Annotated in this window: 12 protein-coding genes; 2 read left to right on the forward strand and 10 right to left on the reverse strand. The window is 67.8% G+C overall.

The genetic code is table 11. The annotated features are described in order from the left end of the window. Positions 1-311: 311 nt before the first annotated feature. The 8 genes from ACZ6O0_RS16040 to ACZ6O0_RS16075 are packed head-to-tail and all read right to left on the reverse strand — an operon-like array spanning position 312 to position 8,348. Positions 312-1,400, reverse strand: a complete 1,089-nt coding sequence (locus ACZ6O0_RS16040) for a mandelate racemase/muconate lactonizing enzyme family protein (protein ID WP_465765675.1) — start codon at positions 1,398-1,400, stop codon at positions 312-314. Beyond that, on the reverse strand, positions 1,397-2,506 hold the full coding sequence (locus ACZ6O0_RS16045; protein ID WP_465765676.1) for an amidohydrolase family protein: 1,110 nt from the start codon (positions 2,504-2,506) through the stop codon (positions 1,397-1,399). Before ACZ6O0_RS16045 ends, ACZ6O0_RS16040 begins: the two co-directional genes overlap by 4 nt. Positions 2,507-2,514: 8 nt before the next feature. Further along, the gene (locus ACZ6O0_RS16050; RefSeq protein ID WP_465765677.1) at positions 2,515-3,609 is read right to left on the reverse strand and encodes an amidohydrolase family protein; all 1,095 of its coding nucleotides are present in this window, start codon (positions 3,607-3,609) and stop codon (positions 2,515-2,517) included. A gap of 28 nt (positions 3,610-3,637) precedes the next feature. Further along, a complete protein-coding gene (locus ACZ6O0_RS16055; protein WP_465765678.1) occupies positions 3,638-4,588 on the reverse strand; it encodes a PDR/VanB family oxidoreductase in 951 nt (316 codons plus the stop codon). 22 nt (positions 4,589-4,610) lie between these two features. After that, entirely contained in the window at positions 4,611-5,057 is a 447-nt protein-coding gene (locus ACZ6O0_RS16060) for a Rieske (2Fe-2S) protein (protein WP_465765679.1), read from the reverse strand. A 38-nt stretch (positions 5,058-5,095) separates the two neighbouring features. Then, on the reverse strand, positions 5,096-6,007 hold the full coding sequence (locus ACZ6O0_RS16065; protein ID WP_465765680.1) for a carbohydrate ABC transporter permease: 912 nt from the start codon (positions 6,005-6,007) through the stop codon (positions 5,096-5,098). After that, positions 6,004-6,945 carry a carbohydrate ABC transporter permease gene (locus ACZ6O0_RS16070; RefSeq protein ID WP_465765681.1) on the reverse strand — a complete coding sequence of 314 codons (942 nt, stop codon included), beginning with the start codon at positions 6,943-6,945 and terminating at the stop codon, positions 6,004-6,006. Before ACZ6O0_RS16070 ends, ACZ6O0_RS16065 begins: the two co-directional genes overlap by 4 nt. Continuing rightward, a complete protein-coding gene (locus tag ACZ6O0_RS16075; protein WP_465765682.1) occupies positions 6,942-8,348 on the reverse strand; it encodes an extracellular solute-binding protein in 1,407 nt (468 codons plus the stop codon). Before ACZ6O0_RS16075 ends, ACZ6O0_RS16070 begins: the two co-directional genes overlap by 4 nt. Before the next feature lie 289 nt (positions 8,349-8,637). On the opposite strand from ACZ6O0_RS16075, the gene ACZ6O0_RS16080 reads away from it, so the two are divergent. After that, a complete protein-coding gene (locus ACZ6O0_RS16080) occupies positions 8,638-9,393 on the forward strand; it encodes an IclR family transcriptional regulator (RefSeq protein ID WP_465765683.1) in 756 nt (251 codons plus the stop codon). Positions 9,394-9,748: 355 nt separating this feature from the next. Here ACZ6O0_RS16080 and ACZ6O0_RS16085 read toward each other — a convergent pair whose 3' ends face one another. Both ACZ6O0_RS16085 and ACZ6O0_RS16090 read right to left on the reverse strand, forming a co-directional pair. After that, a complete protein-coding gene (locus ACZ6O0_RS16085; RefSeq protein WP_465765684.1) occupies positions 9,749-11,413 on the reverse strand; it encodes a S8 family serine peptidase in 1,665 nt (554 codons plus the stop codon). Positions 11,414-11,563: 150 nt separating this feature from the next. Continuing rightward, positions 11,564-12,118, reverse strand: coding sequence for a hypothetical protein (locus tag ACZ6O0_RS16090; protein ID WP_465765685.1), 555 nt, complete (start codon positions 12,116-12,118; stop codon positions 11,564-11,566). Between the two features lie 130 nt (positions 12,119-12,248). Here ACZ6O0_RS16090 and ACZ6O0_RS16095 point away from each other — a divergent pair, with 130 nt between their 5' ends. Continuing rightward, positions 12,249-14,810: an ATP-binding protein gene (locus ACZ6O0_RS16095; RefSeq protein ID WP_465765686.1), complete on the forward strand. Its 2,562-nt coding sequence runs from the start codon at positions 12,249-12,251 to the stop codon at positions 14,808-14,810.

The following is a 14,810-nucleotide window of genomic DNA, read 5'->3' on the forward strand; positions in this document are numbered from 1 at the left end:
CCGGCAAACGCTTGCCACCACCGGCGAGCCGTCATGAGATGGGTTGGGGTCGGCCCGCAAGCGGGCGGTCTGGGATCGCGGGCAGTATCGACCCGCAGACCACGAGTCCGCGCACCCATTCCACCCGGCCATCACCACGAGGCGGTCGCCCGCGCGGTAGCGCGCAACTGGCGGCCGGCAGCCGGAGCTCGCCGGCGGTAGCCGGCAAGGGAGCACCGGCGACGAGCCGGGGGTGGGTGGGAGCACGCGTAGCAGGCGCGGGAGGAGCGGAGCGACGGAGCGTCTGCGTAGCGCGCGTGGGAAGAAACTCCTCAGAGGGTCGACGTACGTCGGTTGATGCGCTGGAGGGTGGAGTCGGAGATCTCGACTCCCCAGCCGGGGGTGTCGGGCAGGGTGACCTCGCCGTTGTGGGCGATCGGGAAGGGCTCGTAGACGTGCATGGCTGAGGAGTCCTCGATGGTCCACTCGTGGAAGAGGTTGCACGCCGGCATCGCCGTCACCAGGTGGGCGGTGAAGATCGCCGTCAGGGATCTGCCCGACGAATGCGGTACGCACGGGAGCCCGGCCAGGTTGGCCAGGTCCGCGACCTGCCGGGCTCGGGTGATGCCGCCGATGTAGCACACGTCGGGCTGGATGACGTCGGCCATGCCGCCTTGGATGATCCGTCGCAGGGTGTCGACCGAGAACTCCTGTTCCCCCAGCCCGACGGGGATGTCGAGCGCCGCCGCGACGCTTCGAGCGTTCTCGTACTCCCAGAACGGCACCGGCTCCTCGAAGTGCAGGTAGTCGTACTCCTCGAGCAGTCGCCCGACCCGGACCGCCTGGCCCGGGGAGTAGGCGCCGTTGGCATCCGCGCTGATCTCGATGTCGTCGCCGAGTTCCTTGCGCAGCAAGGGAACCAGCCGCCAGGTCCGCCCGGACCGCGACTCCGCATCCCGGCCGTTGCGCTCGCCGATCTTGACCTTCACCGCGCGGAACCCGTGCGCGGCGACGGCGGCGACGATCCGATCGACCTCCTCCTCGGGCGTCGTGTCGCGACGCATGGCCGAACCGTAGACGGGCACCGACGGCCGGAACTTCCCACCGAGCAGCTGGTACACCGGCTGCGACTTCGCCTTGCCCACCAGATCCCACAAAGCGGTGTCCACGCCGGCCAAGGCCCGAAAGAGGAAGCTGCCGAAGTACTTGTACTCCGCACGCGCGCACTCCTCCGCCAGGGTCACGACATCGAACGGATCCCGGCCCAGATAGTTCCGCGCGACCAGAGTGTGCAGCACCTCCCCCGTGATCCGGGCCTCGGAGTGCGCCGTCTGCCCGTAGCCGACGAGGCCGTCGTCGGTACGGACGCGGACGATGCAACCATGACCGTCGAACGTCTCGATCGAGCTGATCTTGGTCAAAGCGACTCCACCCGCGCCGGCAGCTTGTAGAAGGCCCGGGCGTTCTCCGTGTAGATGCTGTCCCGCTGCGCCGCGGGCAACCGGACCTGGAAGGCGTGCGCTGGATGGTCGAAGTCCCAGTGCGGATAGTCCGTGGAGAACATCACCTTGTCGGTCCCGCCGAGGTGCTCGAACACCTTGTGCAGATCGGCGGGCCGGTGCGGTTCCTCGATCGGCTGCGTCGTCATCCAGAAGTGCTCACGCACGTACTCCGACGGCCTACGACGTACCTCCGGAATCTCCGCGCGGAAGCGCTCCCAATGGGTGTCCATCCGCCAGCCCAGGGACGGCAGCCAGGCGAACCCGCCCTCGATCAGCGCGATGCGCAGGTTCGGCAGCCGGTCGAAGATCCCGCCGAAGATCAGGCTCGCCACGTGCGCCTGGAACGCAGCGGACATCCCCGCGTGATCCTCCAGGTAGAACGACGGCCACCCCGCACTGCTGATGGGTACGCCGCGAACGCCGCCGCCGTAGTGAATGCCCACGGGCAGGTCGTGCCGGGCGGCAGCCTCGTACATCTTCCAGTAGCGGCGATCGCCCAGCGGCGCGGAACTCCGGGCCACCAGGAGCACCTGCACGAAACCCGGATGGCCGGCCAGCCGCTCGATCTCGGCGACCGCCTGCTCGCTGTGCTCCGCCGGGACGATCATGCCCGCACGCAGCCGCGGCTCCGGCTCCAGCCACTCCTTGATCTGCCAGTCGTTGGTTGCCGCCGACAACGCCGCGGAGAACTCGGGATCGAGCTGGCTGCCGGAGGAACTGAGCGGGCCGAGGATCCCGAACTCGACGTTCAGCCCGTCCAGATGCTGCTTCTGCATGAACCCCAGGTCGGCGCCCGCGGGCAGTCCGGACGGCGGAAAGGCGTCGTACCTCGCCGGCGATCCCTTGGGATACACGTTCCCGGAGTGCTGGCGCGAGCCGAAGGTCTTCAGATGGCGGAGCCAGCGATTCGAGAGGTAGGGCTCCAGGGCTCCGGGTGCCATCACGTTGTGGATGTCGCAGTCGATGATCATCTGTTTCGCCGCGGTACGGCGTGCGGTCCGCGGCTCTGTCTGTGTCTGTGTCATGTCGCTCCTCATCCCAGCCGGTACGTCGCGTGCGCGTTGCCGGACATGATCTTGGTCTGCAGATCCCCGGAGATCCCCTCGGGCAGCGCGTCCGCGGCGTTCGTGAAGTGCGCCTGCGGGTAGTCGGTGGAGAACATCAGCATGTCGTCGCAGAGAAGCTGGTCGATGACCTCGACCAGGAACTCCGGGGTGTCCGGCCGGTCGAGCGGCGCGATGGTCATCCGGACGTGATCCCGGATCACCTCCGACGGCGGACGTTCGACCCACGGCACCTCGCGGCGCAGACCCTTCCAGTCCTTGTCGAACCGCCACATCATCGGCGGCAGCCAGCTGAAGCCGCCCTCGATCGTCGCGACGGTCAGCTCAGGAAACTCGACGAAGACGCCTTCGGTGACGAAGCTCATCAGCTGCGCCTGGAACGCCAGCGGCACATTCACGTAGTCCTCGACGAAGTACGTCGGCCAGCCGACGGGCGTCACCGGGTTGCCGCTCAGCCCGCCGGCCTGGACGCCGACAACGAGCCCGGCCCGCTGCGCCGCCGCATAGATCGGCCAGAATCCACGCCGGCCCAGCGGCTCGCGGCTGCGCGACGGGACGGTCACCTGGACGAACTGACTGTGCTGCGCGGCCCATTCGACCTCCTTGGCCGCGAACGCCGGGTTCTGCAGCGGAAGCACGGCCGATCCGCGGAGCCGGGGATCCTGCTCCAGCCACTCGTGCAACTGCCAGCGATTCAGCGCCCGGGCGAGCGCGGCCGCCAGGTCGTCGTTGTGGACGGAGTCGATGGCGTAGGTGCAGTTGAGGATCGCGTACTGCACCTGCCAAGGGTCGAGCAATTGCCGCTGGAGGAGCTCGAGACTGGATCCGGGCGGTCCCTGCTCCGGCCGCGAGCCCTCGAGGAAGAGATTCGGCGCGTTGGACGGATAGAGGTCCGAGGCCAGCCCGCCCATCCCGGACTCGGTGATGTAGTCGCGCCACCGCGCTTCCAGGTAAGGGAAAAGGTCCTTCAGGCTGCCGAGATTGATGTGTACGTCGGTGTCGACCAGGTCGAGCCCGGCCCACTGCCGGGGGCGTGCGTACTGCTCGAGTTCTTGGGTGGCCACTGGTGATCTCACCTTCGGGGTTGGGAATTCACAGGTCGAGGACCAAGCGGGAGGACAGCGCACGCGAGACGCAGATCATCATCGTGTCGTTGGCGGCGCGTTCGTCCTCGTCGAGGACGGAGTCACGATGGTCCGGAACGCCTTCCAGTACGGTCGTCTGGCAGGTCCCGCAGGTGCCCTCTTCGCAGTTGGACAGGACGTAGATGCCGGCCTCGTCGACGACTTCGAGGATGGACTTGCCGGGCGGTACGACGAGTACTTCGTCACTGTCGACCAGTTCGATCTCGAACGCCGTGTCGGGAGCGACCTCGGTGAGCGGTCTCGGCGCGAAGCGCTCCACCTGCAGCGTCTTGTGCGGCCAGTGCGCGCTCTTCGCCTCGACGGCCGCGATCAGCGGTTCGGGACCGCAGCAGTAGATCAACGTCCCGGGCTGTGGTTCGCCCAGGAGTTGATCCAGTTCGATCAGGCCTCGACGGTCCTGCGGCCACTCGAGCACACGAGCCGGATCGAAGCTCGCGACCTCGTCCCGGTAGGCCATCGACGCCTCGCTGCGACCGCCGTACACCAGACGCCAGTCGGCGCCCGCCGCGTGGGCGGCGGCGATCATCGGGATGACCGGGGTGATGCCGATCCCGCCGGCGATGAAGAGGTACCGCGCGGACTGGTGGAGCGGGAAGTGGTTGCGCGGACCGGTCGCCGTCAGTACGTCGCCGGATCGGACGTGCTCGCACAACGCGATGGAACCCCCTCGGCTCTCGGGCTCACGCAGTACGGCGATGCGCCACTGGTCGCGATCCTCGGGATCGCCACACAGCGAGTACTGCCGAACGAGACCGGGGCGAATCTGCACGTCGATATGACTGCCCGGGGTCCACGACGGCAGCTCCGAGGCGTCGTCAGCGACAAGCACCAGTTCGGTCACGCCGGAGGAGACTTGCTGGTGGGACTTGACCCGCAACCGCGTGGTTGTCTCGCGCACCACCTCCGCTCCCCCGGGCGCGTCAGATATTGACAATGACATAGTCGCGGTCGACCTCGACCTGGTACGTCTCGCCGGAGTACGGGCCGGGCTGGAACCCGGCCGCGGACAGCTCCGGATTCCTGGCCAGGGACTCACCGGACTCCACGTCGGTGGGATACGCCTTGACCTTGGTCTTCGCGGGGTCGAACCAGGACTGCCCGGTGGCGATCTCGAACTCCCAGCCGTGCCAGGGACAGCGGATGATCTCCCCGCGCATGATGTACTCGTAGTTCCCGGGCTTGTCCGAACGGACCAGCCCCGAGGTCACGCCCTCACACATCGGCCCGCCGCCGTGCGGGCACTGGTTGCGGATCGCGTAATAGTTGCCCTTGACGTTGAAGACGCCGATCGACCGTTTGGCAATCTCGACCACCTTCCGGTGGCCGGGTGGAATCTCGTCGACCGTCGCCACCACGTACTTCGTCACGTTGTCTCCCTTGTGCAGAAGGCATTGTCCAGAAGGCATCATTTGATTCCGGTCATCGAGATCCCGCGGGTGAAGTACTTCTGCGCGAAGACGAAGACCAGGACGGTCGGGACGATGGCCAGCGTCGCTCCGGCCATCAGCGGGCCGTACTGGGTGCTGTCCTGGGTCTGGAAGAACGCCAGCCCGACCGGGACGGTGAACTTGTTGACATCACTGAGGTAGACCAGCGGGCCGAAGAAGTCGTTCCAGACGTTCACGAAGGTCAGCACCGCCAGGGTGGCCAGGGCCGGCTTCGACAGCGGCAGGATGATGCTCACGAAGATCCGGAAATGGCTCGCACCGTCGACGAGGGCGGCTTCGTCGTACTCCTTGGGGATGCTCAGGAAGAACTGCCGGAGCAGGAAGGTGCCGAACGTGTTGGCGACGATCGGCGGGATGATCAGCGGGAAATGGGTGTCGATCAGACCGGCCTTGACGTACGCCGAGTACAGCGGCAGCACCATCAGCATGTCCGGGATCATCAGCGAGGCGAGCAACAGCCCGAAGGCGGCGTCCCGCCCGCGGAACTGCAGTCTCGCGAAGCCGTAGGCGCCCAGGGCACAGACGAACAGCCGGCCGATGATCACCAGCACCGTGATGTAGGCGCTGTTCCCGAGGAACCGGATGAAGGGCAGGACGCCGTTGTTGACCAGGTACGCGTAGTTCTCGCCGGTGAACGGATGCGGGAACAGCCGCGGGGTCAGGCTGATCACGTCGCCCGGCTCCTTGAACGAGCTCGACAGCATCCACAGGAACGGGCCGATGGCAACCAGCGCCACGATGACGCAGACGACGTACGTCGCCGTCGGACCCACGATCCGGCGGGGCCGGCGTTGCCTTTGTCCGCCGGGATCGTCCTGCGGTACCGGCGGTGCGAGCTTCTGAGGAGCACGAGTGTCTTCGAGGGTCATTGGTAGAACACCCACCTCTTCGACAGGCGGTTCTGGATCCAGGTGACCGCGAGAAGGACGGCGAAGAGCACGATCGCCAGGGCCGAGGCATAGCCCATCCGCCGCAGCGTGAACGCCTCGTACCAGAGGTGGTAGATGTAGACGTACGTGCCGTCGCCCGGTCCGCCGCCCGTCATCACCAGGATGAGGGCGAAGACCTGGAACGAGCCGATCGTCTGCAGGATCAGCAACAGGAAGATCGTCGGCGTGAGGAACGGCAGCGTCACGTGGACGAAGCGTGAGAACCGGCCGGCCCCGTCCAGGGTGGCCGCTTCGATCAGCGTCTCCGGGACGCCCTGCAGGCCGGCCAGGACGATGATCATGTTGAAGCCCATGTTCGCCCAGATGGCGGTCGCGATCACCGCGGCCATGGCGGATCCGGGTTCACCCAGCCAGTGCGGGCCGGTGATGCCGAACGACGCCAGCACCGCGTTGATGACGCCGTACTGATCGCTGAACACCCACCGGCTGACGACTCCGACGGCGACCAGCGACGTGACATACGGCAGGAAGATCAGCGCCCGGATGACGGCCATGCCCCGAAGCCGGTTGTTCACCAGCAGGGCCAGGGCGATCCCGATGATGATCCCGACCGGAACGTACCCGACCGTATAGATGGCCGTGTTGATCAGGCTCTTGCCGAACAGCGGATCCTGTCCGGAGAACATCTCCCGGTAGTTGGCCACACCGGTGAACTTCGGCGCGGCCAGGCCGTCCCAGTCCGTGAAGCTCGTCACCAGCGTCGGCAGGACCGGGATGACGTTGAAGAGCAGCGTTCCGAGGACGACCGGACCGATGAACATCCAGCCGCGGAGGTTGCGGCGTCTCGCCCCGCGGCGTCGTACCTGCTGGTCGGCTGCCTCGACGTCCGGGACCTGGATGGTCTGTGCGGCCGTCACTTCGCCGCGACCTTCAGATCGGGATCGGTGAGCGCTCCTCCCTTCTCGAGCAACTCCTTGCCCTTGTCGGCGCTCCAGCCGCGCTTCTTGATCTCGGCGTTGACCGCGGCCCGGCCACGACTGATGTAGTCGGCCGTCGCGAGCTTGCCGCTCATCAGGTTGTTGGCGTTGGTGCCCTCGACGAAGGAGTCGGCGAGCGCCGTCCCGATCGGCCCACGCGGGAACGGCACGTCGACCGGGTGGCCGCCGGCGGTACCCAGCGCTTCGGCCCAGACGTTGGCGGTCTTCGGCCGCTCATGGTCGGTGAACGCGGGACTCTTCGCGACCTCGGTCAGCGCCGGTACGGCGAACTGCGCCTTGGCCATGACCTCCGAGGCCGCCTTGCCGCACAGCGCCTTCATCGCCAGGAAGGCGGCCTGCGGATCCTTCGCGGTCTTCGGGATCACCCATGTGCGGGCGTAGTTCTTCGTCATGGCGAACAGCGGCGTCTTGGGCCAGGGCATCACGTCCCAGTCGACGCTCTTGCTGATCTGCGCGCTGATGTCCATGGCCTGCCACGTCATCGCGAGCTTTCCGGCGTTGAACAACGGCAGGTACTCCACGTCGACAGTGGGGGCGTACCCGTCGCGGATGTAGGAGACCTGCTTGTCGATCGCGTCCGCCGTCTCCGGCTTGCCGTACCCGCATTCGGTCTGGTTGTTGTAGAGCGCGGTGTCACCAGCACCGTACGCCGTGGCCTGGACCGTGTTGACGGCGTACTGCAGACCGTAGGTATCGGTCCGGCTGCCGTTCTTCTTCGTCAGCTGCTTGACGGCCGCGTCGAACTCGTCCCAGCTCCACGGCTCGGCCCACGAGGTCGGTGCCGTGAGGCCGGCGTCGGCGAACAGTTTCTTGTTGTAGTACAGGGCATTGGCGCTCATGCCGGGCGTGATGGAGAACTGGTACCCCTCGACGGCGACCTTGGTCGTGAAGGTCGGGCTGTACTTGGTCAGGTCGAACCCGGTGCCGGCGTCCTGCATCATCTTGTCCAGCTGCAGGATCTTGCCGTTCGTCGCCAGGTCGTACACCCGGTCGTCGTCGATGCGCTGCAGGTCGGCCGCCGTACCGGAGGCGAACTGCAGCATCACGCTGGCCCAGTCGTCGCCCGGTGCCGGCTTCCAGACGATCCTGATCTTGTGTTCGTCGAGGCTCTCCTTCTGAGCCGCCGCGATCATGTCCTTGAACATCTTCTGGGTGGTCGGATCGCCGACGGAACTGAAGGTCACCTCGGTCCAGCCTGACGGTGTCCCGGATGACTGCGAGCCGCCGCACGCGGCCAGCGAGGTCCCGGTGACGCCGGCGGCGGCCAGCCCAAGGCCCCCTTGGAGTAATCGGCGGCGGGTGAGCAACGAGCCGGAGGTCATGGTGATGGTCTCCCTTGACAGGCGGTTTCGCCCGGCACAGGCCCCCGAAGTCTGCGCAACGACAGCTCTCTACACCGATGTACTAAACGGCTGATAGCTGCGGGCTGTTGATCTTGGGTGTGTCCCAAGTGTTCGCCTACCGAGCCGAGGGTGTCAACACTATGCGGAATACGAATTCCAATATTCGGAAGCCTCAGAGGCGCCGTGTCCGGCCCGGAGGGATCGGGCGGACCACTTATGCTGGAGTCCCCGACCGGGGGCAGTGGAGGCAACGACAGAGAGCGGGCCGGTGGAGAACAGGACGTCGGGGAGTGTCCAGTCCGTCGAACGGGCCTTCCACCTTCTCGAGCTGCTGGCCGACAGCGGCGACTCGTCGCTGACCGACCTCTCGGCCGCGATCGACGTCCCGGCTCCGACCACGCACCGGTTCCTGAAGACGCTGGTCTCACTCGGGTACGTACGCCAGCTGCCGAACCGCCACTACGGGCTCGGGCTCAGGCTGGCCAGACTGGCGAGCCGGGTCGACGCGCAGTTCGGCCCGATCGTGAAACCGCACCTGGACACGCTCGCCCGGGAGATCGGCGAATCGGCGAACCTCGCGGTGCTGGAAGGCGACATGGTCGTCTACATCGCCCAGTCCCCCTCCGCGCACGCGATGCGCATGTTCACCGAGGTCGGGCACCGCGCGCACGCCCATTCGACCGGGGTCGGCAAGGCGATCCTCGCCGGACTGCCCGACGACCAGGTCGCCCGCATCATCGGCAGGGCCGGCATGCCGGCCGCGACGAAACACACCATCACCGACCCGGCCAAGCTCCGCACCGAACTGAACCGCATCCGCCGCACGGGCTACGCACGGGACAACGGCGAACAGGAGATCGGCGTCGTCTGCTACGCCGCCCGCATCCCCGACGTCCCGATCCCGATGGCCATCTCGGTCTCCGGCCCCGCCTTCCGCATGACCCAGGAACTCGGCAAGACCGCCATCCCCCTCCTCATCGCCGAAGCCCAGGCAATCTCAGCAGAACTACTCACCCTCGACTGACCTCGGTAGTACGTCCCACGCACGCTACGCAGGCGCTTCCCTCGTCGCTCCGCTCCTCGACGCGCCCGCTACGCGTGCTCCCACCCGCCCCCCGGCTCATCGCCGGTGCATCCCTGCCGGCTACCGCCGTCGCCTTGCGGGCTACCGCCGTCGCCTTGCGGGCTACTGCCCGCCTACTGCGCGCTGCCGCGCGCCGTGACCGCCGCGGGGTGACAGCGCCGCGGGTTGGGCAAGCGGTCCCGTGGTTCGTCTTCGGTGCCGGGAGTCCGGTCGAGTTGTCGCGCCGGGCCCAGAATCCAAGGTGGAGTTGCCCCCTCGGATATCGAGGGGGCAACTCCGTGGTGGAGACGCGGGGCTAGTGGCGGGTCACCGCGGCGTAGGCGTCGACGATGCCGTGGCCGTAGAAGCCGTTGAAGTTGCGCGTGCCTTCGCAGAGCGCGTCGAACTCGGCCGGGCGCCCTTCGTTGGTGTAGGTCTGCAGCGGCGGGGTCGGGCACGCCCGGGCCTGCGCGGTGTCCATCAGGATCCGGCCGACCTTGTCGGGGTTCATCCCGAAGTCACCGTGGCTCTTCTTGCCGTACTGGCTGACGATCAGCGCGGCCACACCGGTGGCGTGCGGTGACGCCATCGACGTGCCCTGCAGCACGAAGTAGTACCCACACTTGGTGTACTCCGTGACGCCGGCCGGGCACTGCTTCTGCGCCCCGGCCGCGACCCCGGCCGGCGTGATGTTGCCGGCCGCGTCGACCAGCCCGGCGACCTGCAGCGCGTTCACCGGGTACGTCGACAGGATCAGGTTCTCGTTGGTCCGGAACTGCGGCGTACCGAAGAAGTCGCGGAACCACCCACCGGGGGCGGACACCTCGATCTGCTCCAGGCCGTAGTTGGAGTAGTCGGACTTCTTCGTCGACGGGCCGAGTGCCGACACACCGATCACGTGCGGGCCCTCGACCGGCAGGTCGACACAGGTCGCGTTGTCGATCGGCCGCGGGTACGCCGTGTTCAGCGGGAAGTCCGGGCTGCTGGTATCCGTGCGCGGCTTGCCGAGGTCCTCGTGGTTGTTGCCGAGCGAGCCGACCAGGGTGACGCCGTGGTTGTGCGCGTAGTTCAGCGCCCGGTTCATCGCGCGGATGACGGTGCGCTGCTCGGCCTGCGCCTCCGGGCTGTCGGCCGGGTTGGCCGTGCAGTTGTAGAGCCACGGGTCGACGTAGAACGACATGTTGACGACGTCGAGTCCGACGTCACCGGCGTACGTGAGTGCGTCCGTGACCGGCCCGAGGAACAGGAAGCCGCTGTCCTGGCCGCCGCGAATCTCCACCAGCGTCACATTCGGCGCGACGCCGGAGACGCCGACACCGTTGACCGCGGCACCGATCGTGCCGGCCACGTGGGTGCCGTGACCGCTGTCGTCCCAGCCGACCGGGTCGACACAGCCGCGGAACTCGCACACGCCGTCGATCTCCGGGATGTCCGGTGCGAAGTTGCGGGACAGCTTCCAGTCGAAGTTCGGCGCGATGTCCGGGTTGCGGGCATCGATACCGGAGTCGAGCACCCCGACCTTGACCGACTTCTTGCCGGGCTGGACCGTGCGCGCCAGGTCGGAGCGGACCATCCGCAGACCCCACAGTTGCGCGTCGAGCGGGTCCATCCCGACGGTCTTCTTGCCCGCGGCCTTGGCCTTGCCGGTCCCGCCGTTCTCGCGCTCGACAGTCCGCGGCTTCTGCTGCGGCACCGTGCCGATCGGCCGGCTGCGGGCCGCGCCCTCGACGGCGCTCGAGGCGGACACGCGGGCGACGAAGCCCGACGCGGCCGCGCGCACGGTCAGCGTGCCCAGGTGCGCGTTCTCCTTGACCACTTCACCGCCGGCGGCCTTGACCGCCGCGATGGCCTGGTTGCGGTCCGCCCCCGACTCGAGCAGGACCAGGTACTCGGTGTCTCCACCAGTGACTCCTGTGGCTCCGGCACCGGCTGTGACCGGGACCGCGAGCGTGGCGGTGACCAGGGCGATCGCCCCGGCCACCGCAAACAAACTTCTCCGGACGTCTCTCACAAGGATCCCCTCCCTGGAGCGTGAGTGTGACGGGATCACGCTAGGGCGGGCCGCGGAGACCGAGAAGGCGACGACGTTGTCAGGTTTCCGAAGCAAACGACTGACCGTCAGCGGTGGCGCTCACGCCGGTGGACAGGTGACGCGCGGATTCCACATCTCGAAGGTGCCGGCCGGGTTGTGTTTCCAGACCCAGACGTGCAGCGAATAGAACGCCGGCAACCCGAACCTGTTCGGCTCGTCGGTCAGATTGAACGCCTGCCCGAACAGCTTGGGCGGCGCTGAGTGTGTGGCGTCCCACGCTGACTTGATCACGACGTACTCGACGGCTGCGAGCCGCAGCGTGCCGTCGTGGGTGGGCGCGTAGACAAGCGCTTCCGGCTGGTTGGGGACGATGGCGGGATCGCCGACCAGTGTGGAGTTGGCCCAGTGAATGCCCATGCCTCCCATGCCGGGCATGTCGATGCAGGCGATTCCCTGGGTGTCGGTGAGCAAGGCGTACTTGTGCTGCTCCGCGACGGCGATGCTGTGGTATTTCGCCGTGGCCTGCCGCAGCGACGCCAGACCGTGCTGCGGATGAGCTACGGCAGCGGATGAAGCGGTGAGCGTGAACGCAATCGTGGCCAGAGCCGATCCGATGGCCAGTCTGATCTTCATATCGAGCCCCTCCCTGAGCATGCGGATGCCACGAGGATGCGGGGGCGGACCGTGCAGGGCGTCGGTGTGAATCCCCTAGTTTGGGGCGGCCGGCCCCCATCTTGGCGGTCGTTCGTTGACCCGGGGCTCGGCCGGTTCCTAGCGTGACAGCATGGCGCTGATCGAGCGCGGTCCCCAGCTGGCCGCGCTGTCGCAGTATCTCGAGGACACCCGGGACGGATCGGGCGTTCTGGTTCTGGTGGCCGGCGAGGCCGGTAGCGGCAAGTCGGCACTCGTCTCGGATTTCCTTGCGGACGTGGCGGTTCGTGTCGTCGCGGGCTCGTGCGACGGCTTGTCGACGCCGCGGCCGCTCGGCCCGCTGATCGACGTCGCGGCGCAGCTCGAGGTCGACGCCACGCTCCCTCGCGATCAGCTGTTCGCGGCGATTCTCGACGCGCTCACGCGGCAGTCGACCATCGCGCTCGTCGAGGACCTGCACTGGGCCGACGACGCGACCGCCGACTTCCTGCTGTACGCCGGGCGCCGGCTGGACGACCTGCCCGCGATGCTCGTCGTGACGTATCGCGACGACGAGATCAGATCGAACCCGACGCTGACCCGATCGATCGGCGAGTTCGCCCGGCTGGGCGTCGTACGGCGGGTTTCGGTGGGCTCCCTGTCCGAGTCGGGGGTGGCTGCCCTGGTCGCCGGATCCGGCCTCGATCCGGCTGAGGTGTTCCGGCAGACGTCGGGCAATCCCTTCTTCGTCACCGAGTGCCTCGCGGCCGGATCGAGTACGCCCGGCACGATCCGCGAGGCCGTACTCGCCCGGGCGGCCCGGCTGCCGGTCCGCGGCCGTCGCGTTCTGGAGGTCGCGTCGCAGCTCGGCCTGCGGTTCGAGGCGGATCTGCTGATCGAGGCCGCCGGCGCCGACGCCGGCGGTGTCGACGACTGTGTCGCGCAGGGCATGGTGATGACCTTCGGGACAGAGCTCGGATTCCGGCACGAGTTGTCGCGCGCGACCGTCGCCGACGAGATCCCGCCGATCCGGCGGGCCACGGTGAACCGGGCGATCCTGCGAGCGCTCGAGCGGCGGCGCGGCGTCGACGTCGCTCGGCTGGCCGGCCATGCCGCTGCCGCGTACGAGACGGACCGCGCCTTCGCCTACGGTCTGCAGGCGGCTCGGCGCGCAGCCGATCTCGGGTCACCTCGCGAAGCCGTTCACCACTACCGAACCGCGCTGCGGTTCGCCTCGCCTCAGCCCGCGAGCGAGCGCGCGGCGCTCCTCGACGCGCTGGCCGCCGAATGCATGGTCACCGATCAGATGGACGAGGCCCTGACAGCAGCCGAGGAATCCCTGCACCTGTGGAACGAGATCGGTGATCCGATCAAGGTCGGCGCGGCTCACATCGCCCTCGAGTACATCGCGTGGTACCTCGGGCGCGGCGACGTGGCACTCGAGCACGCCTCCGACGCCATCGCCGTACTCGAACCGCACGGGCCGACCGTCGAGCTGGGTCGGGCCCTGACGGGTGCGGGCACGTTCGAGGTGGACACCGAAGACCCACAGCACGGCCTCGCGACGCTTCGGCGCGCCCTGGAGATCGCCACCTCGGCCGGCGATACCTACGGCGAGTCGAACACCCTCAACTCCATCGGCTGGGCGCTGGCCTACTACGGCGACGTCGACAGCGGGGTCGCCCACCTCGAGCGGTCCCTCCAGGATGCCTTGAAGTACGGCTTCGGCCACCTGACCGGACGGGCTTATGCGAACCTCGCAACCGTCCTCGTCGACGTCGACCGGTTCGACCGCGCCGGCACCGTCATCGCCGACGGGCTGCGGCATGCGGAGGACCACGACCTGACCCTGCGATGGGTATGCATCACCTCGGTGCTGGCCGACCTGGAGCTGAAACGCGGCCGGTGGGACGACGCGCTCGCCGACGCCTGGGGCGTCCTGCAACGCGCCGGAACGATGGCGGTCGGGCACATTCCGGCACTGACCACCATCGGCACGATCACCATGCGCCGCGGCGAGCCGGACGCCCATTCCACGCTGCTGGACGCAATGCAGCGCGCCGAGTCCACCGAGGACATGCAGCGGATCGTCCCGGTCGCCTTGGCACTTGCCGAGGAAGCGTGGCTGGGCCGCGACCCGCACAGTGCCCGCAGCTCGATCAGAAACGTGCTCACCCGGAACGACAAGCCGCTCACCGTTCACCATCGAGGTCACCTGACGTCCTGGGCGACACGACTCGGCGACCCGTACGACGTCCCCGCCGGCACACCGCCCCAGCTTGCCCTCGAGATCACCGGCGACTGGCAGCAGGCCGCTGATGCCTGGCACGCACTCGACCGGCCCTACGAGCAAGCCTTGGCACTGATCGAGGCCGGCACACCAACCGCGCTGACCCAAGCGTTCGACATCCTCGACCGTCTCGGTGCCCGGCCCGCCGCGACACTCGCCGCCGAACGATTGCGGAGCCTGGGCGAACGAGTGCCACGCGGGCTGCGACCAAGCACACGCGGCAACCCGGCCGGCCTCACCTCCCGCGAGGTCGAGGTCCTCCAACTCGTCGCCGACGGCCTGACGAACGCGGAGATCGGCGCTCGGCTCTTCGTCTCCGACAAGACCGTCGAGCACCACGTCTCCCGGATACTGGGCAAGCTCGGCGTCCCCAACCGTCGCGAAGCCGCGAAGACGGCTCAACAGCTGGATCTCCCCACCACCTAG

This window comes from Kribbella sp. NPDC048837, from assembly GCF_055586945.1.

Excerpts from the sequence above, each read along its gene's own strand:
- ACZ6O0_RS16095 (WP_465765686.1), top strand. The coding sequence starts at position 12,249 with ATGGCGCTGATCGAGCGCGGTCCCCAGCTGGCCGCGCTGTCGCAGTAT.
- ACZ6O0_RS16090 (WP_465765685.1), bottom strand. The coding sequence starts at position 12,118 with ATGCTCAGGGAGGGGCTCGATATGAAGATCAGACTGGCCATCGGATCG.
- ACZ6O0_RS16075 (WP_465765682.1), bottom strand. The coding sequence starts at position 8,348 with ATGACCTCCGGCTCGTTGCTCACCCGCCGCCGATTACTCCAAGGGGGC.
- ACZ6O0_RS16065 (WP_465765680.1), bottom strand. The coding sequence starts at position 6,007 with ATGACCCTCGAAGACACTCGTGCTCCTCAGAAGCTCGCACCGCCGGTA.
- ACZ6O0_RS16045 (WP_465765676.1), bottom strand. The coding sequence starts at position 2,506 with ATGACACAGACACAGACAGAGCCGCGGACCGCACGCCGTACCGCGGCG.